The following is a 23,998-nucleotide window of genomic DNA, read 5'->3' as shown; positions in this document are numbered from 1 at the left end:
CCTTTTATCGTAGGGCTTCCAAACCGCTCACCTGTTGCCCAGCCACCGCGCCAACCGGGACCAAGATGTCCTCGCTGTGGCCCAATGTGCGGCTCGGCATCGGCAGTGGGCGGCGTGACGTCGGCGCCGGCAGGCTGGCGGCCACCGCACCGAGCTGACGCCCGGTAAGCCGGTTCAGGCCGCTGAAAGCTTCTTTCCGCAGGCGCTTGTCGCTGTGGTAGCGGACCCACACCGACACGTCTGCCTCATGACCCTCCGCGATGATGCGGATTGTCATGACGGTGGTGTCGGCGTCGGTGAGCCACAGTTCTTCAAGCGTCTCGCTGGTGATGTCGCCGGGCGAAACCCAGAAGCTGGTCACGAAACCGTCCGGTGTCTTCAGATAGCGCCAGAACGGCCGGACGTGTGCGGGCTGGAGCCCGGCCAGGACAGCTTCGTCGACGTTCACGATCTCGTCGGCGGTCAGCGGCCGCGCCACGCAGCTACGACCGTCGAGGTCGTTGGCCAGTCGCTCGGTGGCGGCGGCCAGGGTGCAGGCCACCGAGTCGCGGGCAGCGACGGCGCTGACGTTGTGCTGCGGGTCCATCCGGAGCACGAGCCAGGTGTTGCGCTCTTCGATGGGGCGCCGGTCGCCGCCGAAGTCATCGCTGACCGCTGACTTGACGCCCTTGGCGGCATGACGGGTGCCGACCGAGATGATGTCGACGCTCTCAAGACGAACGTCGAACTGCCGCAACGACGTCACCACGGCTTCCAACGGAATGGTGGTCGCCAGTGCGTCGCGGTGGCGATGCCGGCCGGCCTCTCCCACACCATCGACGGCGATCACCGCGATCAGCTGGCCCTCGTACTCGCGGATGCCCACTGTGTCCCGGCTGTACTGCCGGCGGTGGTCGACCGCGGGCGTGCAACCGACGGTCAGTGCCTCCGGGTCCGCGTACCAGTTACGGACCCGGGCGATCGGAGCCGACGAGACGGGCACTCCCCCGTTGGTCAGCAGTGCGGCGACGGTCAGGATCACCACCAAGCCGACACCGATCCACAGCGTGAGGTTGCGGTCGGCCTGCCAGTTATCGGGAAGGTGACTCGCAACCACCAGCAGCGCGACGTCAATCAAGAACACTGTGGTGACTCGCGCCCAGGAAAGCGACAGCCCGTACTCGCGTTGTGCCTTCATTCTTGTCTCCCGGCTGTTTTTCTCATCAGGACGGCTCCGCCGAAGACGAGACCGGCCAGCAGCAGCGCTCCACCCAACCCGCCGGCAGCGACCCACACCGGTGCCATGTTGCGCGGAGGAGGAGCTGGGGGCAGCTTCAACGGCTTCGCCGAATCCTTCGGCAGGACAGACCCTTCGGGCACATCCCAGGTCAGCGCGGCCACCGGGTCGACGATCCCGTAGCCGATCTGGTTGTCGACGCCGCGAGCAGGTGCTCGCGCGGTGCGCGTCAACCGGTTGATGATCTGGTGTGCGGAGAGCGTCGGGTACTTCGCCCGCACCAGAGCAGCCACACCGGACACGATCGCGGTCGAGAAGCTGGTCCCGGACGGCACCAGCAGCGAATTGTCCGGACCGTCGATTGCGTTGATCAGGTTGTCATCTCGAGGCGAGAGACCGATCACATCGGTACCGGGCGCTGCGATCGACACCCACGGCCCGGCGACGCTCAGCTTGTCCATCGGCTGGCCGGAGGAGTCCACCGCACCGACGGTCAGGACGTAGTCGCTGAACCACGACGGAGTCACCACGGTGGTCACGCCGTTCCAGTCACGAGTGTCGTTGGGATGCAACGGATCGACTAGCGGGTTCTCTTTGCAGTCACGCTGACTGGTGTCACCCGCGGCCGCGACGATGACGGCGTCCTTGTCGACCGCCGCGTACCGGACCGCCGCGCCGAGGTCGGGTTGGTCGATGAGGCTGCGTGCGCTCATGCACAACACCTGCGAGATGTTGATCACCTGGGCACCCATGTTCGCGGCATGCACAATCGCATGCGCCATCGTGAAGATGGTGTCCCGCTTTTGCCGAGTCTGCGGATCCTCGTCGCCGGTGTAAGCATCCTTGAGCCCAAAGGCCTGGCTCGACTGGCGAATTGAGATGAGGTCGACGTCGGGGGCAATGCCGCTGTACGCGTCACTCGGCGCCGGCGGCGGTGGCGGATCCAGCGGAGGCTGCGGCGCGGCCGGTCGGGGGTAATCCACCGAGACGACTTGCCCATGGCCATTGCCGGGCAAACTCGGCAGCACGGTCTTGCCGCGGTCGTGGCTGGCGGCTCCACCCGCTTTCTGCCCCGGTGGGCACCACGGACAAGCCGGAGCAGGCTCACCATTCTCCGACGGCGGCGCCTGCGGAACCAAGGTGATGGTCTGCGGTGGCGGCGGGGCCACGCTGATCGTCTGCGGTGGCGGCGCCACCGGCGGCGGTTCCTTGGTGGGAACCGGTGGTGGCCGCCGGGGTGCCGGCGCGCCGGGTGCCCCATCACTTCCTGGCGAAGCAGCGATCATCGACGCCACGAGCGTTCCGTGAGCATCGCAGTCGGAAAGTCCGTCTCCACCGCCCATCACGTAATCGCCACCGGGAATCAGGTGTGGCAGCCGTGGGTGCGGGGTCACGCCGGTGTCGATGACAGCGACCCGCACCCCGGCACCGCGGCCGAATTTCCACGCTTCGGACAGGTTCAGCATGTCCATGTACTTCGGCTGCACCCGGAAGTCGGATCCGGGTAGCACCCCGACCTCGGTGCAGTACGAATTCTGCTTCGTGGCGGCGCCCGGGCCGGGCGGACTGTCCGACGGGACAGCGCCTGGGTCGATCGCCGGCGGGTTGATCGCGTAGGCCGGTGAACCGGACAGCGCGATCGTCGCGACGATCAGTGTGGTGCCGGCGACTGCGGCCGCGCGAAGCGGCCGCAGTCGACGACTACCGATAGCGAATCGCTGCATAGACGTTCATCAGCCACAATGCCAGCGGGAAGATCGGCATCAGGCAGAGGTATTCGACCCATTCCACGAGCTTGCGGAACAGCGGGCTGTAGATCGTGTTCGGCACCGTCGCCGCGGCGATGAGTCCCGCCGCGGGCAGCAGCACTGCCACGCCGGCGGTCACCGCCACAGCGGCGGTCGAGGACAGCACCAGTGAGTAGCGCACCACGACCGCGCCGACGATCAGGATCGAGGTGACCGCGAGGATGATGGCCTGCCAACGGTCTACGTAGGACCGCCCGCGCAGCATCAGGAATCCGGCGGTGCTGGCGACCAGCAGCAGAGGCAGCCAGCGGTCGTGAGTGCGGGGATCGGCAACTCCGCCCAGCGAGACGAGCGTCAGCACACCGAGACCGACCAGAAGCCCGGTCAGGAATGAGCGCGCACGCTCTGCCCGCAGGACCACATCCTGGATGGAGGCGGGGCCTTCCAAGGTCGGACGACCGCCGTCGACGCCGTGCGCCACCGTGGTCGGCAGGTCGGGACGGGCCTCGAACACCCAGCGGCTGGTGGCCGAGGGAAAGACCGGCAACCGGATGCCGGACAGCCAGCGAGACAGCGCCGGAGCGCTGTGGTAACCGAAGACGCAGACCAGCAGGATCGTGGTGAGCATGGTGACCGCGCCGGTGTCGAACGCCATCCGGGCGAGGCCGGCGAAAGTCGCGACCAACGTGACGGTGACGATCGCCGTTCCGGTGCCCAGTCGGCGACCGGTGAAGCGCATGATCAGCAGCGCGGCGACAGTGGTGACGGCAAAACCCATCAGCGCGTGCGGCGAGCCGACCGGGCCGGGAGGCGCCGATGCCGCCGACACCGCCAGCGGCGCGAGTCCGCTCCAGAGCAGGATGTCGCCGGCGCGCCGGTTCTGCACCGTGTGGGAGCGGCCGAGGATGAGCATGGCGACGGTGAACACGAGGACCGAGATCACCGCGGCGTACGGCGCCGGGACCCATGAGTCGTGGTGCCACCGGAACCAGCCGAGCAACAGCGAGGCCAACACGACTCCGGACCCGACCATCCCTGCGCCGACCTGAATGGCCACCGTCGGGTTGATCGAGGAGAAGCGCCTGCTGAGGTTGACCGAAACGGCCGTCGAGATGTGCTCGATGACCTGCGAGCGGTGCTCGGTGTCATCGACGAACCGCAGCCACAATCGGTCGCCGTCGAAGACGTCCTGCTCGGAGAGCGACTGGGTGGCGCGCAGTGGCGAGCCGTCGACCAGGCACAGGGCCCACCGGCCACGCTGCTTGGCTTCCAGTGCCGCAAGACCCAATTCCCGCAGTCGGACGTTGACGACCTTCAGCAGTGGGTCGACCATTACCGAAACCGGGGCGTTGGCGTCCAGCAGGACACCGATCTGCACGCCCTCGCCGGCGATGATGCCGATCACGGCCGATTGCGGCGACGAAAGTGCCTCTGTGCCAGGCTGTTGAGCCTCAGCTACTGCGGTCATCGCTGCACCCCTCTGTCGACGAATTGTGGGTCCATCTGTGTTGCCTCGCTAGGTGGAATTGTGACATCGCGTCACAATTGTTGAGCAAATCCTAAGAGCATTTGGCGGCATCCGCATCTTTGGTAAATGCTGCCCTGAAAATCTTTGGCGTGCGCGCTAACTGCGTAACGAATAGTTAAACTCTGCTGTGCGTCTTCCACTCTCCATAGGGGAGGGTTTCCAGCACGGTCTTCACCCCGACCTGCACCAGCTGAGGGGTGGCCGGGCAGATCGCGAGCCAGGCCTCGTTTGAGCCTGCGGTGCGCGCCTGCTGATACATGGCGATCCGGCCGCCCGAACCGTCTTTGAGTGAAAGCACCGAGGCGCTGGGCGCCTTGTCGTCGTCGCGATATTGGCGGGCATAGACCGCAGCCTCGGCAGCCGGGTCCGACAGTGCTTGGCCGAGAGCGGCCACGGTTGCTGCGCTGATTCCGAGCCGGCGCAGATCTCCGCCGGAGAAGACGTTGAATCCGGAACTCTGCCAGGCTTTCGTGATTTCGAGCATTTCGTCAAGCGGCACGTTGACCGCGTTGATCGCGGCCGGCTCGGCGTGGTGGATCGACTCGAGCGCATCGAACACCAGGGTCGCGATCGAGGTGGTGTCCGCGATGGCAACGTCGTCGACGGTGATCTCGTCGCCGACTCGAACGGCCGAGACCCAGTGCTGGCCGCGACGCGCCAGCAGCACGCGGAATTCGTTGTCCGGGATGTCGCGCGAACCGACCTGCTCCTCGGGGCTTCCCTCTTCTTTTTCCTTGACCCCGTAGAGCAGTTTGCCGCGGGACAGTAATGCGACGAGTTCTAGGTCCGGCGCGGCCAGAACGCGCATCCGGGCGGCCACCGCCTCATTAACCGTCTCGCCGTCCACGATGCCCTGTTCCCGCATCACCGCCATACCCGGATGCTCGTTGAGCCAGTCCATGGAATCCGTGGAGACGAATGGTCGGCAGCGCAATTCGGGTGCGACGTGGCGAATGTCCAGTAAGGCCTGCAGCATCCAGAATCCCTCGACATTGACGGTGATGTCTGTGCGTGTGCTCTGGTCCATTCGCTTCTCTCATCTAGGTGTTTCGCTGTTATTGCACGACGCGGCAGCACACCTGTATCGGTGTGCTGCCGCGCCCTGCGTTGACTGCTGTCAGGCCCAGCTGGAGCCGACGGCGGAGTCGGTGCTCGACATGTTGTTGCCGGCGGTCTGCACCTTCTGGCCGTGGCTGTTGGCCTGCTCGTAGATCGTCTGGAAGTTCCGACCCAACTGGGTGATGAACTCCTGGCAAGCTACGGAACCCGAGCCGCCCCAGAAGTCACCGGCAGCCAGCACATCGCGAACGATGGACTGGTGCTCGGCCTCCAGGGAAGCGGCCTGGGAACGGATCATCGCGCCGTGGGCGTCGACATCACCGAACTGGTAACTGATCGACATGTATCTGTCCTCCTGGTTGTAAGAGTTTACGCTGCGAGCGGAGTTAGCTGCTCAGGATCTGCTGCGAGCCCTGCTCTTGGGCCTCGTAGTTGTTGGCGTCGCGGATCAGCCCGTCACGCACACCGTGCAGCATGTTGACGATGTTGCGGAACGCGGTGTTCATCTGGCCCATAGTGTCGTGCGACGTCATCTGAGCGGTACCGCTCCAGCCGGCGCCGGCGATGTTCTGCGAAGACGCCCACATCTTGCGGGCCTCGTCCTCCACCGTCTGCGCGTGCACGTCGAAACGGCCCGCCATCGACCGCATCTCGTGCGGGTCAGTCATAAAACGAGTAGGCACTTACGTATCTCCTTGCTTGTGTAGTGATTGATTGGTACGAACGTGCTAGTCGGACGGGTTACCGGAGGTAACCGCCGACTTGGAACACACGGCTGAACCCCCCTTTCCCGCTAACTGGTAACCACTGGAGGTGGCACCACAGTGGGACGGTCTTCATCGACGACACGCCTAGCCGGCGGCGGCTGCGTTGGCAGCCTCGGTGGCTGAGTAGGAACCAGCGCTGGTTCCCAACGTGTTGACGAAGGCTTCGTGAATAGCCGCTGCTTGGGCGCTGACCGCCTGGTAGAGCTGCGCATGCGCCGCGAACTGAGCCGCGGTCAGAGCTGAAACCTCATCGGCCGCAGCCGGAATCACGCCCGTGGTGGGGGCCGCCGCGGCCGCGTTCTGAGCGTTCAGTCCGGCGCCGATCCCCTGGAGGCTGGTGGCTGCCGCCGACAGGGCCTCCGGCTGGGTGGTCACGAACGACATGTCGGCATCCTCCAGGTTGGTTTGCCAATCTATCCGTGCATGAGAATAGACGCGGGTTTCGCCCGGCGCTGCGGTCAAGACCAGGTGTTTGCAACTGTTCACCCGGGAGCAACAACTGTTCATCTGCGGTAACAGCTAAGTAACAGGCCTCACACCGCGGGCGCCGATCGGCAGCTCGAAAGGTCTCCTGAAGTGCTGAAACGTCGTTATCACGGTCAGGCATCGGCCCCCGCATTCTGGTCGGCGCTATAGCAGGTCGCGGAGCTGTGGAGGGCACCGCACTCCGATAGGGCGAAAAAATCTAAACGCGGATAACGCCGCGCACGCGCCTTCTTGCCGCGCGGCCACCGAGGGTCGTGCTCGACGAGCCGATCGCGCAGAGCGGAGCACAGCGACCACCAGGTGGCCGACCGAGCCGGCACCGGCGAAGCACCCGGCTGATCGCGGGTGCGGGATATGGCTCAGCCGAAACGCAGCGGCAACTCTTTGAGCGCGAAAGTCTTACTGGGGAACTTGATTTCGGGCTGATAGTCGGGCGCCGGCTCGAAATCGGGGATTCGCTTCAGCCACTCGTCGACGATCACGGTCAGCTCCATGCGCGCGAGATGAGAACCCAGGCAGCGGTGCGGTCCCCCGCCGAATCCCCAGTGCCGGTGCACCTTACCGTCCATGGTGAGCTCGTCGGTGGAGATCGCGTCGCTGCCGTCCCGGTTGATCAAAGCCATGCACAGAAACACCGACGAGCCCGCGGGCAACGTCATGCCACCGACGACGACGGTCTCGGTGAGTACCCGGGGCGCGACCGGCGCCGACGGCTCCAGGCGCACGATCTCTTCGATGAAGACCCTGATCTGCTTCGGATTGTCGCGGAGCTGTTCGCGCAACTGCGGTCTGCGCGCCAACTCCAACAGGGCAAAGCCGATCGCCGCAGTCACGGTGTCCAGCCCCGCCAGGATCAGCAGGTGGCTCATGCCCAGCAACTCGAGATCGGTGAAGTTGCCTTTGCTGCGCATCACGGTGGACAACATGTCCGAGCCCGGATTTTCCCGGCGGTACTGGATCGCGTCGGTCAGGTACTTGTACATGGCCTGCGCCGCCGGGGCGATGTCCTCCATGGACGCATAGAGGTCGTCGGAGAGCACGGCGTCTTTCCAGGCGATCAATTGGTCCCGGTCCTCCAACGGGAGACCGTAGAGGTCCATAAAAACCTGGTAGGGGTACGTCTTCGCGAGGTCTGCCATCGCCTCGCATTCGCCGCGGCCGGCGATGGCGTCGATCATGTCGCCGGCGTGACGAACCAGCACCGGTCGTGACTTACTCAACCCGTGCGGGCTGAAAAACGGCTGCAGGACTTTGCGGTACCGCGTGTGCTCGGGCGGGTCGAACCCCAACGGGATCACCGGAATTGGGCTTCCCGGCGGTTGAAGCGCCAGTCGAGCGGAAAAAACATTGGGACTACGCAATGCCGCCAACACGTCCTCACGGCGGGTGAGGTAGTAGTAGCCGTTCATGAACACCACCGGCCCGGCATCGCGCAGGACCTTCCAGCCGGCACCACGGTCAGCGGCCATCGGCAGGGAGAAGTAATCGAGCCGGGGAAGGTGAAAGCCCTTGCCGTACAGGCTTTCATCGATGGAGCTCATGCACCTGATCTCTCGTTGTCGGTTCGTTCAGTGACGTCGGTAACGTGCCGGGTCGGCGCCGGTAGACATGGTATGTGGCTCGGCCGCGCTGGCGGGTGCCGATTCGAGCGACGATGTCCGACATGTCTTTATAGACTGGCCGTCGTGAAGGTTCGAGTCGAGCAGTCGAGGTGCGTTGGTCACGCCCAGTGTTATGCGGTTGACCCCGAGATCTTCCCGATCGATGATTCTGGTTACTCCACTCTTGAAGAGCACGAGGTTTCGGCGGAGGACGCGCAAGCCACGCGCGACGGGGTGGCGTCCTGTCCGGAGATGGCGCTGATCCTGGACGAGGATTGACCGAACAGGCAGGCTAGTTCACGCCGGCTAACGGTCACCGTCCGGCGCGGAGTGCGGGAAACGCTGTTGCAATGTGTGCAGCAGACCGTGGACCTCGTCGATGCGCGCGTTGAGCAGCGCCAACTCGTCGGACGCCCGGGAGTCGTCAGTCCCGGATTGCTGGTAGTCTGTCTGCGGCAACGCGATTCGCGAGCTCCTGTAGTTCAGCGCCTTCGGCCTTGAGGAGCCGCTCGAACACACGTGCCTGAGCTATTTCGGCGGGCTGCGGGGGGCGCTGCGGCAGAACACCTGCTGCAGTGAGCGACGGCGATCCGTCCACGCTCCTCGGGTGCGTGCGGGTGGCGCCCCGGGGTCGCTGTGAGAGGGCCAGCGAGCCGGATGACTCAGCATGTTGTGCCACGTACCCTCCAGCCCCAGACCGCGCTTGTTCACCTAGCGGAAACCTACGCCACCGTTCCCGGCGCTTCCGAATATCCCCCAACTGTTCATATTCAAGCCATGATCGAGACATCCGCGCTTCACCTCCCCTGGAGCCGAGGGTCCGCGGCTTTCGCTTTTGCGAGCACAGCGCTCTTGGGGTGTCACGCCACGACGTGACACCCCAAGAGGTGTGAAGCGAATCGGCCTTTAACCGGCTGACGGCGGGCGGGGCATCACCGTGGGTTTGAAACCATAACGTGGGCCCGAGCCGAAGCCACCGGCTCGTGAACCGGCCAGCGGCATACCGCCCATCAGGTTCCCGTTCCCGTTTCCGGCGCCCGCGGCCTCCGGCGCAGCGACCACGTGGCTGACCATCTGCACGCCCTGCGGAGCCGCCTGCGGAGTCGCACCGACCCACGACGCCGGAACCGCGAGTTTGCCAACCGAGTTGGCGCCGCCGGTAATTGCCGACACCGCGTGCGCGCCCGCACCCGCGCCGGCAGCGCCGCCGCCGAGCCCGGCTCCCAGGCCACCCAAACCCGGGAGTGCCGGGGCGGCAGCCGCAGGAGCGGCACCGCCCAGCAAGCCCGCGCTCTTCGCGATCTGAACGCCGAAGTTGCCCATACCAACGCTGAAGTACGGCAGACCCTCAGTGTTGTAGAACAAGCTGGCGTAGGGGTTGTAGTCGGTGACCAACGCCGCCAGGTTCGTCGGCAGAACCGTCGTACCGAAGAGGTAGCCGAACAGCGTGCCCTCGGCCGATGACGGTGTCCCGAACGCCGACTGGAAGCCAGCCGGCGTCAACAGCGACTGGATGTTGCTCGGGAGCAACGAGATCAGCTGTTGCAGGAACGTCTGAGAGCTCGTGGCGGCCGAAGTGCCGGTTGCCGAACTGACCGCGGCGGCTTGGTTAGCCGTCCCGGCCGGATTGGTAGTTGCAGCCGGGGTGGCAAACGGGGTCACCTTCGAGGCGGCCGCCGCCTGGCCCGCATAGCCGTACATCGCGCCGGTGTCTTGAGCCCACATCTGTGCGTACTGGGCCTCGAGTTGCGCGATCAGTGCCGTGTACTGACCGAAAACATTGGCCTGCACCGCCGCCTGTGTCTCGGCACGGTTGGCAGCGATCAGCGGCGGCGGCACCGTCGCCGCAAACGCCTGCTCGTATGCCGCGGCGGCAGCCTGCGCTTGTGTCGCGGACTGCTCGGCCTGGGTGGCCGACTCCTGCAGCCATGAGATGTACGGCTGTGCGGCGCTGGCCATCGACGCCGCCGCCGGCCCGGTCCACTCGTCACTGGACAGCTGCGTGATCGTTGTCTCGTAGCCCTGCGCGGCCGATTGCAACTCGGCGGCAAGACCGTTCCACGCCGACGCGGCAGCCTGCAGCGACGACGAACCCGGACCCGAGTACATCCGGGCCGAATTGATCTCGGGCGGTAAGGCCCCAAAATCCACCATGTAAAAGCCTCCCTAGCCCGCCGCAGCCGCGTTGGCGGCCTCGGTGGCGGCGTACGAACCGGCGCTGGTGCCCAGCGTGTTCACGAACATTTCGTGGATGGCCGCGGCTTGGGCGCTGACCGCCTGGTAGAGCTGGCCCTGCGCGACGAACTGGGCTGCCGTCAACGCCGAAACCTCATCGGCGGCAGCGGGAACCACTCCCGTCGTGGGGGCTACTGCTGCAGCATTCTGGGCGTTCAAACCCGAGCCGATCCCTTGCAGGCTGGTGGCCGCTGCCGACAATGCTTCCGGCTGGGTGGTCACGAACGACATCCGGTCTCCTCCTCAATAAGCTTGCGCGTCTACGACCTTGGGCAAGGCCGTTCGGTTGAAAGGTTAGATGGTCACGCTCGGATAAAGCCCCTGCCGACCTAACTGTTCACGCCTGGACGGAGAGTATTCACCCCGCGATATCGGCTGTTCATTTTGAATTCGACAGACGTTCCGCCTGCGGTAATGCTGTGACTCGACCGGTCTTTCGAACTCAGGAAGCGCAGCCCCTCGATTGGCGTCGAACCACGGTGTCGCTGTGCCGAAGATCGCCCGTGCGTGCCGTCGCCGCACGTACTTTCGGTGCACCGTGACCCGCCGGCCCGACGAGCCGGTCGCGGCCGCCCCCGACATCGGTCAAAGACACTGCGATCTGGCTGCCTCACGACGCCCAAGGAACGCTCACATCGAACGCCGGGTAGTCAAGCACGTTCAAACACAATGCTTTTGACGTATAGAAGGGCCGCGGGTCGCACGGCGCCTCCAGTGCGCTCATCCGCACCAACGCCCGTGATCGCGATGCGCCCAATCGGGTGTGGACGGTGGATTTCCGCGCTGACGTCCCCATCACGCGCGTGGGATGGGGCTGGACGGTCACACGCAGTACTGCCGGCGAGCACCTCATCGGTGAGCTCACTCGCCGGGTGAACGGGCGCCGGAGCGTACCCCTGGCGCCGCGCTGCGACAAGGGCGGTGATCGATCCGCCGATTGGTCGGCGGCTAGCCCCCTGCGGGTGGCTTGGGCATCACGGAGTGCTTAATTCCGTACTTCACGATGTACCCGCTGCCGCGGCGTCCAGCGCCGGCCCCCAGGCCGGCGTTGGGCGACATCGGAACACCGTTGAGCACTCCATTCGACACCGGCCCGGTAGCGCGCGCGGCGCTGACCAGCTTGGCCTCTTCGACCACCGCGGGCGATGCCCCTTGCCAACTCGCGGGCACCGATAGCCGTCCGAGACTGCCGGAATCGCCCAAACTGGCCGACACGCTGCTGGCCGTGAACGGTGCGCCGCTGACGCCCGCAGTGCCGCCAATGGGCGCAAGGGCCGGCGTCGGTATCAAGCCTGCACCAGCGGCACCAGCTGGGTTGAACAATGCCGCTGCCTGAGAGGGAGTAATCAGCTGCTGGCCGATACCGAAGCCGAAGTTCGCGAGACCGACCGCGAAATAGGCCTGGAAGATCTGCCTCAACGCGTTCAGGTTGGCGTTCGAAAAGCCCAAACCCAGACCGCCGGTGGGATACGCGTTGTAGGTGTTGTAGATCAGCTGCTCGATCCAGGCGAACGGCCCGGTGAAGGTGGGCGGCGTCGCGGCGGTTGTCGCACCGGAGGTCGCCGCCGGTGCCGCCGCGGTCGTCTGAGAGCTGGTCGACGGCGCGGCCGCGACCGCGTTCTGGACCGCTGACGCGGCTTGGCTGGCCGGAGTGGCAGCGGCGTTGGCCACCGCGTTGCTCTGGCTACTCGTCCCGTCATCGGTGGTCGTCTTTGGAGGCACCACGAACGGCGTCACTTGCAGAGCGACCTGCGTGGCCCCGGCGTAGCCGTACATGGCGGCCGCATCCTGCGCCCACATTTCGGCGTACAGGGCTTCGGTGATCATGATCGCGGGGGTGTTCTGCCCGAAGAAGTTGGTGGCGACCAAAGCGGCGAGCAAGGCCCGGTTCGCCGCGATCACCGGCGGCGGCACCGTCATCGTGAACGCCGCCTCGTATGCGGCGACGGCTGCGCGCGCGTGGTTGGCGGTCTCCTCGGCTTGCGCGCCGGTTGAGGTCAACCAGTTGATGTACGGCGTGACGGCCGACATCATCGCCACCGACGTCGGGCCCACCCACGCATTGCTCGTCAACTCCGCGAGCGCCGATCCGTAACCGCTGGCCGCGAAGCCCAGCTCAGCAGCCAGGCTGTCCCAGGCCTCAGAGGCGGCCAACAGCGGTCCGGGTCCGGGGCCCGAGTACATCCGACCCGAATTGACCTCCGGCGGCAGTAGGGCGAAGTCAAGCACTAGAAACCTCCGTCAAAATGCCAAGATTGTGTCTGCCTGGCACCAGCCGCATGGAAGCGGCGGTGCGCGGCGCGGTCATGAACTGGTCAGCAATCGGCGGGCCCTGGTGGATGACCGCCTGATCGATGTCGATGTGCGGAACGCGGTGTGTGGCCACAGACGAAATGCGCTTTCTTTCCTCGGTAACCCTCAGCGTCAACAACATTGAGCGTCGATGTTCATCACTGAACAGTCGCTGGCTGAGACATTAGATGGCCGCGCGGGCGATCCGCGACGACGAAGCCGACTATTCATTCCTGATCAAGCAGTGTTCATCCGCGATCGACTGTTGTTCAGCCAATGTTCGGTTCCGGGCTACCGGATGGCCGCAATGGCGCCGCTATCCGGCGGCCGGCGTGAAGGGGATCACAGTCGAGCGAAGCTCGAATCGCGTCGGTGTCGCAGCGCCGCCGCGCCCACCCATGTTGGCGACCGGCATCATCGGCGGCATGGCGGATTGAGTACCTGCCGGCGCGGCCGCGAGGGACGGGGCGCCGCTGAGGTGCATCGCCGTTCCGGCGCTGGTCGCCGATGGCATCGCACCGGTCCAGGCGGACGGCACCGACAGCGGGCCGACCGAGGTGGCCTGCCCCATGCCCGCCGAGAGCGATGGGAGGCCGGCGCCGATGCCCGTCGAACCGAGCGCGCTGGGACTCGACACGAGCCCGACCGCGTGGGCCGCGCCCAGCTCGTTGGCGGCCGTCGTCGCGGCCTTGGCCGCGGTGGCCGTGCTGCCCGCCGTGAACAGCCTGGACAGCATGCTCATCGGCATCGACGCGAACTTCATCGGCGTGCTGAGTTCGTTGAGCAGCGAGCTTGCCGACGTCGAGGACGTCGACGAACCGGTCGTCGAGGCGACGCTGTCCAGGGCTTGCGGCGAAGCGAGGGACTGCAGCGCCTGCGGCATGCCCGAAATCATTTGCGGGCCAGAGGACATGATCGTGTCGAGGTCGGTTCCACTGGACGTCCCGGCGGACTGAGCGGCAGTGACCGACTGGCTCAGCATTGCGCTGGAATTGGTGGTCTGCGGCGGTGCGGTGAACGGGTCCACTTGCGATGCGGTTGCCGAGGTGCCGGCGTAGCCGTACATCGCGGCGGCGTCCTGCGCCCACATCTCCGCGTAGAGCGCCTCCGTCGCAGCGATCGCCGGGGTGTTCTGCCCGAGGACGTTCGTGGCCACCAGCGCCGCCAGCAGGCTCCGGTTGGCGTCGATCATCGGCGGCGGAACGGTTGCGGCAAAGGCACTTTCGTAGGCGCTGGCTGCGGCGGTGGCCTGTGCGGCCGTCTGCTGGGCCTGATCGCCGGTAGCGCTGAGCCACGTGACGTACGGGGCGGCGGCCGCGGCCATCGACGTCGAACTAGTACCGGTCCATGCCCTGCCGGCCAGGGTCGAGACGACCGAGCCGTACCCGGATGCCGCGTAGGTCAGCTCGTCGGCCAGCGACTGCCAGGCTGCTGCGGCGGCCAACATTGAGCCCGGCCCGGGGCCGGCGTACATGCGCGCCGAGTTGATCTCTGGTGGTAAAGCTCCGAAATCCAACATGGTGCAACGCCTTAACCGGTAGCGACGGCGTTCGCGGCCTCGGTGGCCGCGTACGAGCTGGCGCTGACGCCCAGCGCGTTGACGAACATGTCGTGGATGGCCGCGGCTTGCGCGCTGATCGCCTGGTACATCTCGGCATGAGTGGTGAACTGGGCAGCGGTCAGCGCGGAGACTTCGTCCGCGGCCGCGGGCATCACGCCCGTGATCGGAGCGGCGGCGACGGCATTCTGCGCCGCCAGACTTGAACCGATGACCTGCAGATTATCTGCGGCCGAGGTCAATTCGACCGGCTGCGCACTCACAAACGACATTTGGCACTCCCCTCACAATCCGACCCACCTGTCACTAGTTAGAGACGTTAACTAGGAAAGATGGGCCGCTGGCATGCCGAAGCTATGCGCCCGCTATGAAACGGCTGGCAGCGCCTTCGAGCGGCCCGCGAACGTGCGCCGCCCCCGGGCACAAAAAAGTCCCCCTGCCCAGATCGGGAGGGAGACTTTTTCGAGATGCTGCTATCGACGCAGCTCTGTGGCGGCCACTTGGACGAATACGCCGGTGTCCTCGGCCATCAGCAGACCACGACCGCGGGGCAGCGGTCCACCCTTCATCTTGCCGCGGATGAAGCCCTCGTCGGGGTCCGCGTCCATCACCAGCAGTGGTGCGTTGGCCTGGGCCAGCGCGCGCAGCATCGGGTCGCTGCCCGCCGAAGACCATCCACCGAAGGTGCGGGTGACGATCACGTGCAGGCCGACGTCGGCAGCCCTGGTCACCCACGGCGCGGCCTTCTGCAGCGGCGAATCGAAGCCCGGCGGCAGTTGCTGAACGTCGTCGATGATCAGGAAGATCTCCGGCCCGGTCCACCAAGCACGGGACAGCAGCTCTTCGGCCGACAAGCCCGGCGGTGGCTCACGCTGGGTCAGCACCTGGCCCAGCTCGTTCATCATCGCTGAGACGCCGTCGAGGTTGTAGGCGAACTTCTCGACATAGTCGGTGCCCAGCGTGGTCAGCAGTTGGCGACGCGGGTCGACGAGCCATACCTGCGCCGACGGCCGTGTGGTCGGCTGTGCAATGCTCGCTCCCGGCTCGTATACCCGCCCGATTTCGGCCATGACTGTTGCCAGCGTGGTGGTACGACCACATTCGCGTCGACCGGTCACCATCAGGTGCGCGTTCTCGGCGAAGTTGAGGTACACCGGTTGCAGGTCCAATTCGTTGATGGCCCACGCAATTCCACCGGCTCCGACGTTCTGGCGCCGATCTGCCTGCGCCAGCGTCCGCACCTGTTCCAGGCCGAACTTCGCGGGAAGGCGGCGCACCGGAGGTGCGTGGCCGACCGCGATCTGGCTGATCGCCGCCGCCAGGCTGTCCGAGGAGAAGACGTTGTCCGGGGTGTCGGCCAACGCCGGCCTGGCCACCAAGGTGTGCAGGCCGGATTGCGGGTCGCTGTCCAGTCGCACATAGTTCACCGCGACCATGCCGCGCCCCGGCTTGACCGGAACATCCTTGGCGAATCGTGAACGCACCAGCTTGGCGTCTTCGACCGCGGCCAGGCGCAGCTCGATCCGGGATCCGAAACCGCTACGCACCGGCGGCCGCAATTCCGATTCGCGGTCGGCGGTGGCCATCACGTGGATGCCGAACGACGGACCCTGGTTGATGATCAGGTTGATCTGCTCGATCAGCACTTCGTTTTCTTCGGCGAGCGCCCGGTAGTTGTCGATCACCAAGAAGACGTCGCCGAAGCCGTCGTTGGGTACGCGGCCCGCTTCCCCACCGAATTTGCGTCGCCGGAAAACCTCCATCGACGGCACGTCGAACTCGAGGAAGGTGTGCTTGCGTTCGCGGAGCAGCGCCAGCAGCTCGGCCACCGTGCGGCGAACGCCATACGGGTCGGTCGGACCGACGACCTCACCGACGTGCGGCAGAGCGGACACCGTCGTCAGCGCGGTGCTGCTGTAGGCCAGCACGTAGAACTGCACCTGCTCCGGCGTGTGGGTCAGGGCGGCCGAGGTGATCAGCGTCTGCAGTGCGGTGGTCTTGCCCGATCCACCGGCACCCAGAATCAACACGTTGGAACCGGCTCCCGAGGTGTCGACCGTCCACGGCGGCTGGTCGTGCTTGAACGGCCGGTCGATGATCCCGACCGGGAACACCAGGTCGGTTCTCGTGCCGTACTGCTCCTGCCACGGGTGATCCAGGAAGCGGTTGACCAGGTCCTCGATCGACACCGGCTTCTCCAGCGGAGGCTGCCACAACCGGTACGGCTGGAAATCGATCCGTCGGAGCTGATCGATGATCACGGTGCCGACCTTCGGCGTCCTGATCGCTTGTTCTTCCTCTTCTTCCTCCACCACGTCGGCGAAGCCGGTGAAGGCCTCGCCGTTGTCACCGTTGGTCAGGGCGTCGAAATCGTCCGGCCCGGTCACGGCGACCTCGATCGGCGTGAATCCGGTCGTAAACAGTTGCGGCCGAATGTAATCGACGGAGTGGGTCAGCATCGCCGGCCCGGTGTCGTCGAGCGAGACGCCGCGACGGTAGTCACGCCACAGGAACTCAGCCTGGAATCGGACGATCTCGTCGAGGCTCTTCCGGAAGTAGCCCAGACCGGCCTGCGCAGGCAGGTTGACGGCATTGGGCACACCGGCGGCCTGTGCCGCACCGGCGGTACGGGCCTTCAGCACCAGCCGGTATCCCATGTTCTCCATGAGTTTCTCGGCCCGGCTCTCGATAGTCTGCGAAGCCATCATCAGGTGGATCCAGTAGGCACGACCCTGCCGGCCGATGGAGTCCAGCACGTCGACCGCGGTCGGCATGATGCGGAACCACTCGTAGAACTCGTCGATGACGACCACCAGCATCGGCAGCGGCGGAATGTCCTGACCCCGTGCGCGCATCCGGGAGCGCATCTCGTTGTATTCCTTGGCGTCGTCAACACCGGCGTTGTCGCAGACGGTCTTTCGCCGCGCGATCTCACCCCACAGCGCGTCCAGGAATCGCTCCATGAGCGCCTGGTCTTCCTCGAGGTCAGTGATGATCCGCGACACGTGCGGCACACCGGAGAACGGCTTGACCGCCGAACCACCCTTGAGGTCGGCCAGCACGAATTGCAGCTCGTCCGGCGGATGCGACAACATCAGCGACTCGAGCACGGTACGCACCAGGGTCGACTTACCGGAACCGGTCGTTCCCGACATGACGCCGTGGGGGCCGTCGCCGCCTTCGTCGAGGGACTTCATGTCCAGGAACAGCAGTTCGCCGTTGTCGGAGCGGTTACCGAACGGGATCCGCAGCCGGGAGCGGCTGGTCAGCGCGTCGCGCCGGCTACTCCAGAGGCTCTCGAAATCGATCTCCGAAGGATCGTCGATTCCGTAGTAGGACAGGATGTCTCGCGCACCGATCTGGGCGACCCGCTGCCCGATCTCCTCGTAGGCCTCAGCCAAACGCCAACGGGCCACCCGCTGCGCGAACTGCTCGGCCTCGACCTCGGTGACTTCGTCGGCGAGAGCGAAGAACCACCGGTTGTCATCGATCACCATCCAGGTGTCGCGGTCGCGGGGCAACGCCTCGATCACGCCGATGTCGTTGGTGAACTTCAGCACCCGCTCGGGGTTGCCGGTCCACAGCGCAGAACCGGTCAGGTCGAAGAACGTCACACCGTCGACACCGTCGACGCTGATGACGTACTCCCACTGCGGGTCGTCGACGTCGGCGATGATCACGTGATGTGGTGTCGGCGTCTCGGCCGACGAGCTTGCGTGGCGAGGCGTGAAAGATCCACGGCCAGCGAACAATTCAGCCTGGTCGGCGGCGAACTCACGCACCGACCCGTAGACCATCCGCGCGTTGCCGGCGGCGTCGCGGCGCCGCGGGTCGCCGAAGTGGGGCAGCCACTTGACCCAGTCCCACTTACTCATGTCGGACGTGACCACGATCATCTGCAGGTGGTCGGGGCCGTGCGAGAAAGCCAGCTGCAAGATGAGGGCCCGCATCATGCCCAGCGTCTGCTCGCGGTTACCGATGAGCGCGTACCACGGCTCGACGAGCAGCGACACCATCTTGGGCAGGTTGTAGACGACGCTCTGGTAGCGGCCGAATTCCTGCAGCGCCTTACCGGTTACCGGCTCGAGCTCGATGTCGGTCGGCATGTTCTGCGGCTCGCCCCAGGTCACCTCGGGGCGGGTCATGCCGACGCCGATACGGGCGATACCGAAGTTGAGATCCTTGCCGTCCGGCTTGCGCTCCCACATCCGGGGCGAGCCGACCGCGGCAGCGAGCGTCGTCGGCGACGGGTGGAACCACCGGTAGTTGGCGTCCATGCTGTCGGCGGACTCGTTCGCGGTCTCCCGCAGCATGTCCAGCATCAGCATGAACTGGGCGCGCATCGCGTCCAGCTTCGGCCGGCTCATCTGCTGCTGACCACCGAAACGGCCACCGAACATCATCATGGCCACGCCGCCGATCATGAAGATCGGGAAGATCGAACCGGCGCCCAGGAACATCCGCGAGCCGTTGGCCACGGTCATGCCGACCATACCGACCAGCAGTCCGACGACCAAAACGCCGACCACGATCAGCCACCACGGCTTGCCTTCGGGCGGCGGGACACTCAGCGGTGTCGGAAGGACGATGTTCTCCGGCCTGACGGCAGGTGCCCGCTCGGGCGTCGGGCGTGCGAAACCTTGCTTCACTTGGGCACCACTAACTCTGCGGGGTTCATATCGGTCGGAAGGGTGTCGTGACGCACCAGCGCATCTGCGCGGGACAGCGCGGGACCCGGCGCCAGCAGACGCAGGGCAACCCACGGGGCCGGAGAGGGCTCGGTGGTCAGCCCCAGTGCCGAACGGGAATCGCGAGTGTTCTCGACGCCGAAGCGCGCACCGGAACTGGTGAGCCACCACAGCGATTCGGCGGTGCTGGATCCGGGGTCGTTGCCGGTGACGACGACCCAGTTGCCGGACTCAGGGCCGAAAAAGACGTGGTCGGCTTCCCGGCCGGACGTGTCGGACTTCACCAGCGACACGACCTTGTCGGCAGAGCCGGTGGGAACCGGGATGGTCGGCCCGGAGATCACCTGAATGCGGGCGCGTTCCTCACCGGCGGTCTTCTGCCACCACCAGCACGTCGCGGGATTCTCCTTCAGATCCACCGGGCTCAGCGGCGCGTCGGGGTAGGCCGACAGGTCCAGGCCATTGACCACCGGCATCTTCGCCAGCGACGCGGGGGCCACCACCACCGGTGAGTTGCCCGCCGGGGTGCCGGCGTTCTGCAGAATCTGGGCGACCACCGGGTTGACCGTCTGCACACCGTCGCCCAACACCACTGAATACTGTTGCGGCCCGCTGATTTGTGGAGTCACGATCACGGTTCCGACCGGACCGGGTGCACCAGCGAACTCGGCGGGCTTGCCGGCGTCCGGCACCCTCGGCACCGTCAGCTCGGGACCGACGGGCAACGAGTCGTACAGCGCCCGGCTCATCGGATGCGCCTGGCTCACGTTCTCCGGGGTCAAGCCCAGCGGCAGCAACACCGCGCGGTTCGACGCATCGATCCGCGACCGACGGCTCTGCCGGATTATGTAGGTGTCCTTCTCGTATCTGAGCACCACGGCGTCGGAGCCGTTGAGCACCCGGCGGCGGTTGGAGAGGTCGGGCGTGCCATCGATGACGGTGACCGTTACCGGCGAGACCACGCCCACGCCGGCCGTCGGCGTCACGGAGTCGCACACCAGCCACGACGACGTCGCCGGTGTGGACGGGGAAAACTCCGAGGGTGCGCCCGGGATGCCCACCAGCGGCCCGTGCGGCTGCTGGGCGATCTGGCTTCCGCGCACCTTGTGCGGGTTATCCGCGCGTCCGGCGATCAGTCGCGCCGACGCCAGGTTGAGCGCGGGATAGATCTTGTCGCCGACTTTGACGTACAACGCGCCGGAATCCCGGTCGGCGATGATGGGCGACTCGTTGAGCTGGCCCGATGGGCTGATGAATGAGTAGAGCAACGCGCCGAGGCAGCACACCAGGGCGGCGGAGACCGAAGCCACCACGGCCAGCGTTTGGCGACGACCGGGTTCGATCTCCATCCGCACCCGCCAGCGAGTCAACGCCATCGCGGTACGGCGGGCCAGGAACTGATACCCCGTTACCTGGGTCCGGGTGGACAGCCCGAGGCCGTAGCCCGAACCCCGCTGCTGGTCACCGGCCATGTTTGGTCACACTCCAGGCAGACGCAGCGACAAGCTGCGGTGTAGTCCCACTATTCACAGCGCTAACGGTAGGGCACCCCGCGCGACCGCGCCACGCGAACGTTCGAGCACGGCCGGAGTTCACGTCCGCGCCAGCTGTGGTTTGCGCCACAGTGCTGTCACCTGCCGATTAGATAGTGGGGAGACTCGAAGAATCGTCACTGCGCATCGTACGGCCACCAGTTAACCGAGCCCGCCGAAACGACGACGTCGAAGTGGACAGTCGGGTCGCATTCACATCCTCTGGCCAAGCAAGATGACGGCATGAGCCACATGGCGACGTCCCTGGTCGAACTCGCGGGTCGATTCGGGATCTCCACCTCGTACGACGACTGGAGTGGTCGCCGGATCAACGTCCCGGAAACCACTCTGGTGGCCGTCTTGGCCGCACTCGGCGTCGCCGCCGCCGACGAGGCCGAACGCAATGTGGCCCTGGCCGCGTACCAGCAGGCCCACTGGTCGCGCGCGCTGCCGCCGACCATCGTGGGTCAAGCCGGCACGCAGACGAAGTTCTGGGTGCATGTGACGCATGGACAGCCCGCCGACGTGTCGGTGGAGCTGGAAGACGGAACCGTCCGCACCGGAGTGCGGCAGGTCGACAACTTCACCCCACCGTTCGACCTGGACGGACGCCGAGTAGGAGAGGCCAGCTTCGTGCTGCCCGACGATTTGCCGCTGGGCTATCACCGGGTGCACCTGCGCTCCGGGGGTGACGAAGCCAGCGCCGCGCTGATCGTGACGCCGACCTGGCTCGGGGTGCCCGAACGCCTCGGCGCCCGGCGAACCTGGGGGTTGGCCACCCAGCTGTACAGCGTCCGCTCGCGGCAGTCCTGGGGCGTCGGCGACCTCACCGACCTCGTCGACCTCGCGGTCTGGTCGGCGTCGCTGCACGGAGCGGGCTACATCCTGGTCAACCCGTTGCACGCGGCGGAGCCGACCTCGCCGATGGAGCCGTCGCCCTATCTGCCGACGTCGCGCCGGTTCGTCAACCCGTTGTACCTACGAGTAGAGGCCATCCCGGAGTACGCGCAACTATCCAAACGCGGCCGGGTTCGGCGGCTGCGCGACAGCGTCCAGAACCGGTCGGCCTCGCTGGACTCGATCGATCGCGACGGCGCATGGGCGGCCAAACGGGAAGCGCTGCAGCTGGTTTACGCCGTCGCGCGCACGGCGGGTCGCGACCTGGCGTTTGCGGCCTACCGCGCGCGGGAGGGTTCAGCGCTCGATGACTTCGCCACCTGGTGCGCGTTGGCCGAAAAGTACGGCAGCGATTGGCATCAGTGGCCCGAATCGGTGCGCCATCCCGGCGCCGACGGCGTGCCGAAGTTCGTCGAAAAGCATTCGGCAGCAGTTGATTTCCATTGCTGGTTGCAATGGCAGCTCGATGAGCAACTCGCTGCTGCGCAGACCCAGGCGGTGTCGGTCGGGATGTCGTTGGGCATCGTGCATGATCTCGCCGTCGGCGTGCATCCCGATGGAGCCGATTCCTGGGCCCTACAGGACGCGCTGGCGTCCGGCGTTTCGGCGGGTGCGCCGCCGGACGAGTTCAATCAGTTGGGCCAGGACTGGTCGCAGCCGCCGTGGCGTCCGGATCGGCTGGAAGAGCTGGAGTACGGGCCGTTTCGCGCCCTCATCCGCAGCGTTCTGCGGCACGCCGGCGGCGTGCGGATCGACCACATCATCGGCTTGTTCCGGCTGTGGTGGATTCCGCAGGGCGAGTTGCCGACCCAGGGCACCTATGTGCGCTACAGCCATGAGGCGATGATCGGAATCGTTGCGCTCGAGGCGTATCGCGCGACGGCACTGGTGGTCGGCGAAGATCTCGGCACGGTCGAGCCGTGGGTCCGCGACTATCTGCGTGCGCGTGGAGTATTGGGCACCTCGATTCTGTGGTTCGAACTCGACCGCGACGGTTCCGGTGGCCCGCTGCCGGCCGAACGGTGGCGCGAATACTGCCTGTCATCGGTGACCACCCACGACCTGCCCCCGACCGCCGGGTATCTGGCGAATGAGCATGTGCGGCTACGGGATTCGCTTGGACTGTTGACACGTCCAGTCGGCGAGCAATTCGCGGCCGCCGAGGCGGAGCGGGCCTCGTGGTTGGCCGAGTTGCGTCGGGTCGGCCTGCTGTCAGAGGCAGCCGACTCCGACGAGAACGAGCAGACCGTGCTGGCCCTGCACCAGTACCTGGGCCGCACACCGTCGCGACTGCTTGGATTGGCACTCACCGACGCGGTTGGCGACAAGCGCACCCAAAATCAGCCGGGGACCACCGATGAATATCCCAACTGGCGGGTCCCGCTCAGTGGACCCGACGGTCGACCCATCCCGCTGGAAGATGTGTTCACCGATCACCGGGCGATCGCATTAGCCGAGGCGCTCCGAGCGCAGACGGCCGGCGGTGCCGGCGAGACCACCTGTTAGCTTCGACGTGCCATGACGTCATTGAAGTTCGGCGTGGTCGCGCCGGTTGCCGCCGGCGTCACCGCGGACCCGCTGTGGATGGCGGCCTTCGCGCGGCACCTCGAGTCTTGCGGTTTCGAGTCGATCGTCGCCGTCGAGCACACCGTTCTCGCGACGCGGTACGAAAGTGTCTACCCCTACGACCCTTCCGGGCGCGTGGAGTTGGGGTCGGACTGTCCGGTGCCCGATCCCCTTGACCTGCTGTCGTTTCTGGCCGCTCACACCGAACGGCTCGGGTTGGCGACCGGGGTGCTGGTGCTGCCCAATCATCATCCGGTAGTGCTCGCCAAACGGGCAGCGACGGTGGATGCGTTGTCGCTCGGCAGGCTACGGCTGTGCATCGGGGTCGGCTGGCTGCGAGAAGAAATCGAGGCCTGTGGCACCGAGTTCACCAGCCGGGGCCGCCGCGCTGACGAACAGTTGACGGTTCTGCGGGCACTGTGGGATCAGCAATTCCACGGCGTCACCCATCGCGGCGAGTTCTTCCAGTTCGACGATATGGTCTGCAGCCCCAAACCTGCTCTGGGAAAGCATCTTCCGCTGCACATCGGCGGGCACAGCAAGGCGGCGGCTCGACGGGCCGGGCGGATCGGTGACGGGTTCCAGCCGTTGGGCGTGGCCGGCGCGCAGCTGGCAGAGCTGCTTAACGTGATGCGCGACGAGGCGACGGCTGCGGGACGTGATCCGGCCGATATCGAACTGACCCTGGGTCATTCGGTCAGCAAGATCGATCCCGAACGGGCAGAGCGGCTCGCCGCCCATGGGGCGGACCGGGTGGCCTTGGCGATGCCGCCGATCGCCGATCTCGATCAGGCCAAGGATGAGCTGTCGGCCTGCGCCCAACGA

19 protein-coding genes are annotated in these 23,998 nt (G+C 66.0%); 3 read left to right on the top strand and 16 right to left on the bottom strand.

Annotated elements, in window-relative coordinates; genetic code table 11:
* Positions 1–4: 4 nt before the first annotated feature.
* From eccE to ACQY5A_RS04210, 8 genes are all read right to left on the bottom strand, one after another.
* The gene (gene eccE / locus ACQY5A_RS04245) at positions 5–1,177 is read right to left on the bottom strand and encodes a type VII secretion protein EccE (protein ID WP_428339136.1); all 1,173 of its coding nucleotides are present in this window, start codon (positions 1,175–1,177) and stop codon (positions 5–7) included.
* Positions 1,174–2,940, bottom strand: coding sequence for a type VII secretion-associated serine protease mycosin (gene mycP / locus ACQY5A_RS04240; RefSeq protein WP_428339135.1), 1,767 nt, complete (start codon positions 2,938–2,940; stop codon positions 1,174–1,176). Before mycP ends, eccE begins: the two co-directional genes overlap by 4 nt.
* Complete coding sequence (gene eccD / locus ACQY5A_RS04235; RefSeq protein WP_428339134.1) at positions 2,918–4,432, bottom strand: type VII secretion integral membrane protein EccD; 1,515 nt, start codon at positions 4,430–4,432, stop codon at positions 2,918–2,920. The genes mycP and eccD overlap by 23 nt, the downstream gene beginning before the upstream one ends.
* A 175-nt stretch (positions 4,433–4,607) precedes the next feature.
* Complete coding sequence (locus ACQY5A_RS04230; protein WP_428339133.1) at positions 4,608–5,519, bottom strand: ESX secretion-associated protein EspG; 912 nt, start codon at positions 5,517–5,519, stop codon at positions 4,608–4,610.
* A gap of 90 nt (positions 5,520–5,609) precedes the next feature.
* Positions 5,610–5,894 carry a WXG100 family type VII secretion target gene (locus ACQY5A_RS04225; protein WP_428338374.1) on the bottom strand — a complete coding sequence of 95 codons (285 nt, stop codon included), beginning with the start codon at positions 5,892–5,894 and terminating at the stop codon, positions 5,610–5,612.
* Between the two features lie 43 nt (positions 5,895–5,937).
* Positions 5,938–6,234, bottom strand: coding sequence for a WXG100 family type VII secretion target (locus tag ACQY5A_RS04220; RefSeq protein WP_428339132.1), 297 nt, complete (start codon positions 6,232–6,234; stop codon positions 5,938–5,940).
* A 168-nt stretch (positions 6,235–6,402) separates the two neighbouring features.
* Positions 6,403–6,702 carry a PE family protein gene (locus ACQY5A_RS04215; RefSeq protein WP_428339131.1) on the bottom strand — a complete coding sequence of 100 codons (300 nt, stop codon included), beginning with the start codon at positions 6,700–6,702 and terminating at the stop codon, positions 6,403–6,405.
* Between the two features lie 461 nt (positions 6,703–7,163).
* Complete coding sequence (locus ACQY5A_RS04210; protein ID WP_428339130.1) at positions 7,164–8,345, bottom strand: cytochrome P450; 1,182 nt, start codon at positions 8,343–8,345, stop codon at positions 7,164–7,166.
* A 144-nt stretch (positions 8,346–8,489) separates the two neighbouring features.
* On the opposite strand from ACQY5A_RS04210, the gene ACQY5A_RS04205 reads away from it, so the two are divergent.
* A complete protein-coding gene (locus tag ACQY5A_RS04205) occupies positions 8,490–8,684 on the top strand; it encodes a ferredoxin (protein WP_428338421.1) in 195 nt (64 codons plus the stop codon).
* Between the two features lie 27 nt (positions 8,685–8,711).
* Here ACQY5A_RS04205 and ACQY5A_RS04200 read toward each other — a convergent pair whose 3' ends face one another.
* The 8 genes from ACQY5A_RS04200 to eccB form a co-directional block, all read right to left on the bottom strand.
* Positions 8,712–8,864, bottom strand: a complete 153-nt coding sequence (locus tag ACQY5A_RS04200) for a hypothetical protein (RefSeq protein ID WP_428339129.1) — start codon at positions 8,862–8,864, stop codon at positions 8,712–8,714.
* Positions 8,865–9,311: 447 nt separating this feature from the next.
* Positions 9,312–10,556, bottom strand: a complete 1,245-nt coding sequence (locus ACQY5A_RS04195; RefSeq protein ID WP_428338502.1) for a PPE family protein, SVP subgroup — start codon at positions 10,554–10,556, stop codon at positions 9,312–9,314.
* Positions 10,557–10,571: 15 nt separating this feature from the next.
* On the bottom strand, positions 10,572–10,871 hold the full coding sequence (locus ACQY5A_RS04190) for a PE family protein (protein WP_428338423.1): 300 nt from the start codon (positions 10,869–10,871) through the stop codon (positions 10,572–10,574).
* A gap of 717 nt (positions 10,872–11,588) precedes the next feature.
* Positions 11,589–12,869: a PPE family protein gene (locus ACQY5A_RS04185; protein ID WP_428339128.1), complete on the bottom strand. Its 1,281-nt coding sequence runs from the start codon at positions 12,867–12,869 to the stop codon at positions 11,589–11,591.
* Between the two features lie 379 nt (positions 12,870–13,248).
* Positions 13,249–14,448, bottom strand: coding sequence for a PPE family protein (locus ACQY5A_RS04180; RefSeq protein WP_428339398.1), 1,200 nt, complete (start codon positions 14,446–14,448; stop codon positions 13,249–13,251).
* Between the two features lie 14 nt (positions 14,449–14,462).
* The gene (locus ACQY5A_RS04175; protein WP_428339127.1) at positions 14,463–14,762 is read right to left on the bottom strand and encodes a PE family protein; all 300 of its coding nucleotides are present in this window, start codon (positions 14,760–14,762) and stop codon (positions 14,463–14,465) included.
* 201 nt (positions 14,763–14,963) lie between these two features.
* Positions 14,964–19,139 (bottom strand): type VII secretion protein EccCa, encoded by a 4,176-nt coding sequence (gene eccCa, locus ACQY5A_RS04170; protein ID WP_428339126.1) that lies wholly within the window; start codon positions 19,137–19,139, stop codon positions 14,964–14,966.
* Positions 19,136–20,650, bottom strand: coding sequence for a type VII secretion protein EccB (gene eccB, locus ACQY5A_RS04165; protein WP_428338427.1), 1,515 nt, complete (start codon positions 20,648–20,650; stop codon positions 19,136–19,138). Before eccB ends, eccCa begins: the two co-directional genes overlap by 4 nt.
* A 303-nt stretch (positions 20,651–20,953) precedes the next feature.
* Here eccB and malQ point away from each other — a divergent pair, with 303 nt between their 5' ends.
* Together malQ and ACQY5A_RS04155 are read left to right on the top strand one after the other, a co-directional pair.
* Positions 20,954–23,113: a 4-alpha-glucanotransferase gene (malQ, locus tag ACQY5A_RS04160; RefSeq protein WP_428339125.1), complete on the top strand. Its 2,160-nt coding sequence runs from the start codon at positions 20,954–20,956 to the stop codon at positions 23,111–23,113.
* Between the two features lie 21 nt (positions 23,114–23,134).
* Positions 23,135–23,998: LLM class F420-dependent oxidoreductase (locus ACQY5A_RS04155; protein ID WP_428339397.1), on the top strand; the 864-nt coding region annotated here is incomplete at its 3' end.

It is taken from the genome of Mycobacterium sp. (assembly GCF_965277065.1).
Taxonomy (GTDB): domain Bacteria; phylum Actinomycetota; class Actinomycetes; order Mycobacteriales; family Mycobacteriaceae; genus Mycobacterium.
The sequence above is the reverse complement of the archived record's forward strand: the minus strand, read 5'-3'. Positions and strand labels throughout refer to the sequence as shown.

Excerpts from the sequence above, each read along its gene's own strand:
- ACQY5A_RS04175 (WP_428339127.1), bottom strand. The coding sequence starts at position 14,762 with ATGTCGTTTGTGAGTGCGCAGCCGGTCGAATTGACCTCGGCCGCAGAT.
- eccD (WP_428339134.1), bottom strand. The coding sequence starts at position 4,432 with ATGACCGCAGTAGCTGAGGCTCAACAGCCTGGCACAGAGGCACTTTCG.
- mycP (WP_428339135.1), bottom strand. The coding sequence starts at position 2,940 with ATGCAGCGATTCGCTATCGGTAGTCGTCGACTGCGGCCGCTTCGCGCG.
- ACQY5A_RS04210 (WP_428339130.1), bottom strand. The coding sequence starts at position 8,345 with ATGAGCTCCATCGATGAAAGCCTGTACGGCAAGGGCTTTCACCTTCCC.
- malQ (WP_428339125.1), top strand. The coding sequence starts at position 20,954 with ATGAGCCACATGGCGACGTCCCTGGTCGAACTCGCGGGTCGATTCGGG.
- ACQY5A_RS04190 (WP_428338423.1), bottom strand. The coding sequence starts at position 10,871 with ATGTCGTTCGTGACCACCCAGCCGGAAGCATTGTCGGCAGCGGCCACC.
- ACQY5A_RS04215 (WP_428339131.1), bottom strand. The coding sequence starts at position 6,702 with ATGTCGTTCGTGACCACCCAGCCGGAGGCCCTGTCGGCGGCAGCCACC.
- eccB (WP_428338427.1), bottom strand. The coding sequence starts at position 20,650 with ATGGCCGGTGACCAGCAGCGGGGTTCGGGCTACGGCCTCGGGCTGTCC.
- ACQY5A_RS04225 (WP_428338374.1), bottom strand. The coding sequence starts at position 5,894 with ATGTCGATCAGTTACCAGTTCGGTGATGTCGACGCCCACGGCGCGATG.
- ACQY5A_RS04230 (WP_428339133.1), bottom strand. The coding sequence starts at position 5,519 with ATGGACCAGAGCACACGCACAGACATCACCGTCAATGTCGAGGGATTC.
- eccE (WP_428339136.1), bottom strand. The coding sequence starts at position 1,177 with ATGAAGGCACAACGCGAGTACGGGCTGTCGCTTTCCTGGGCGCGAGTC.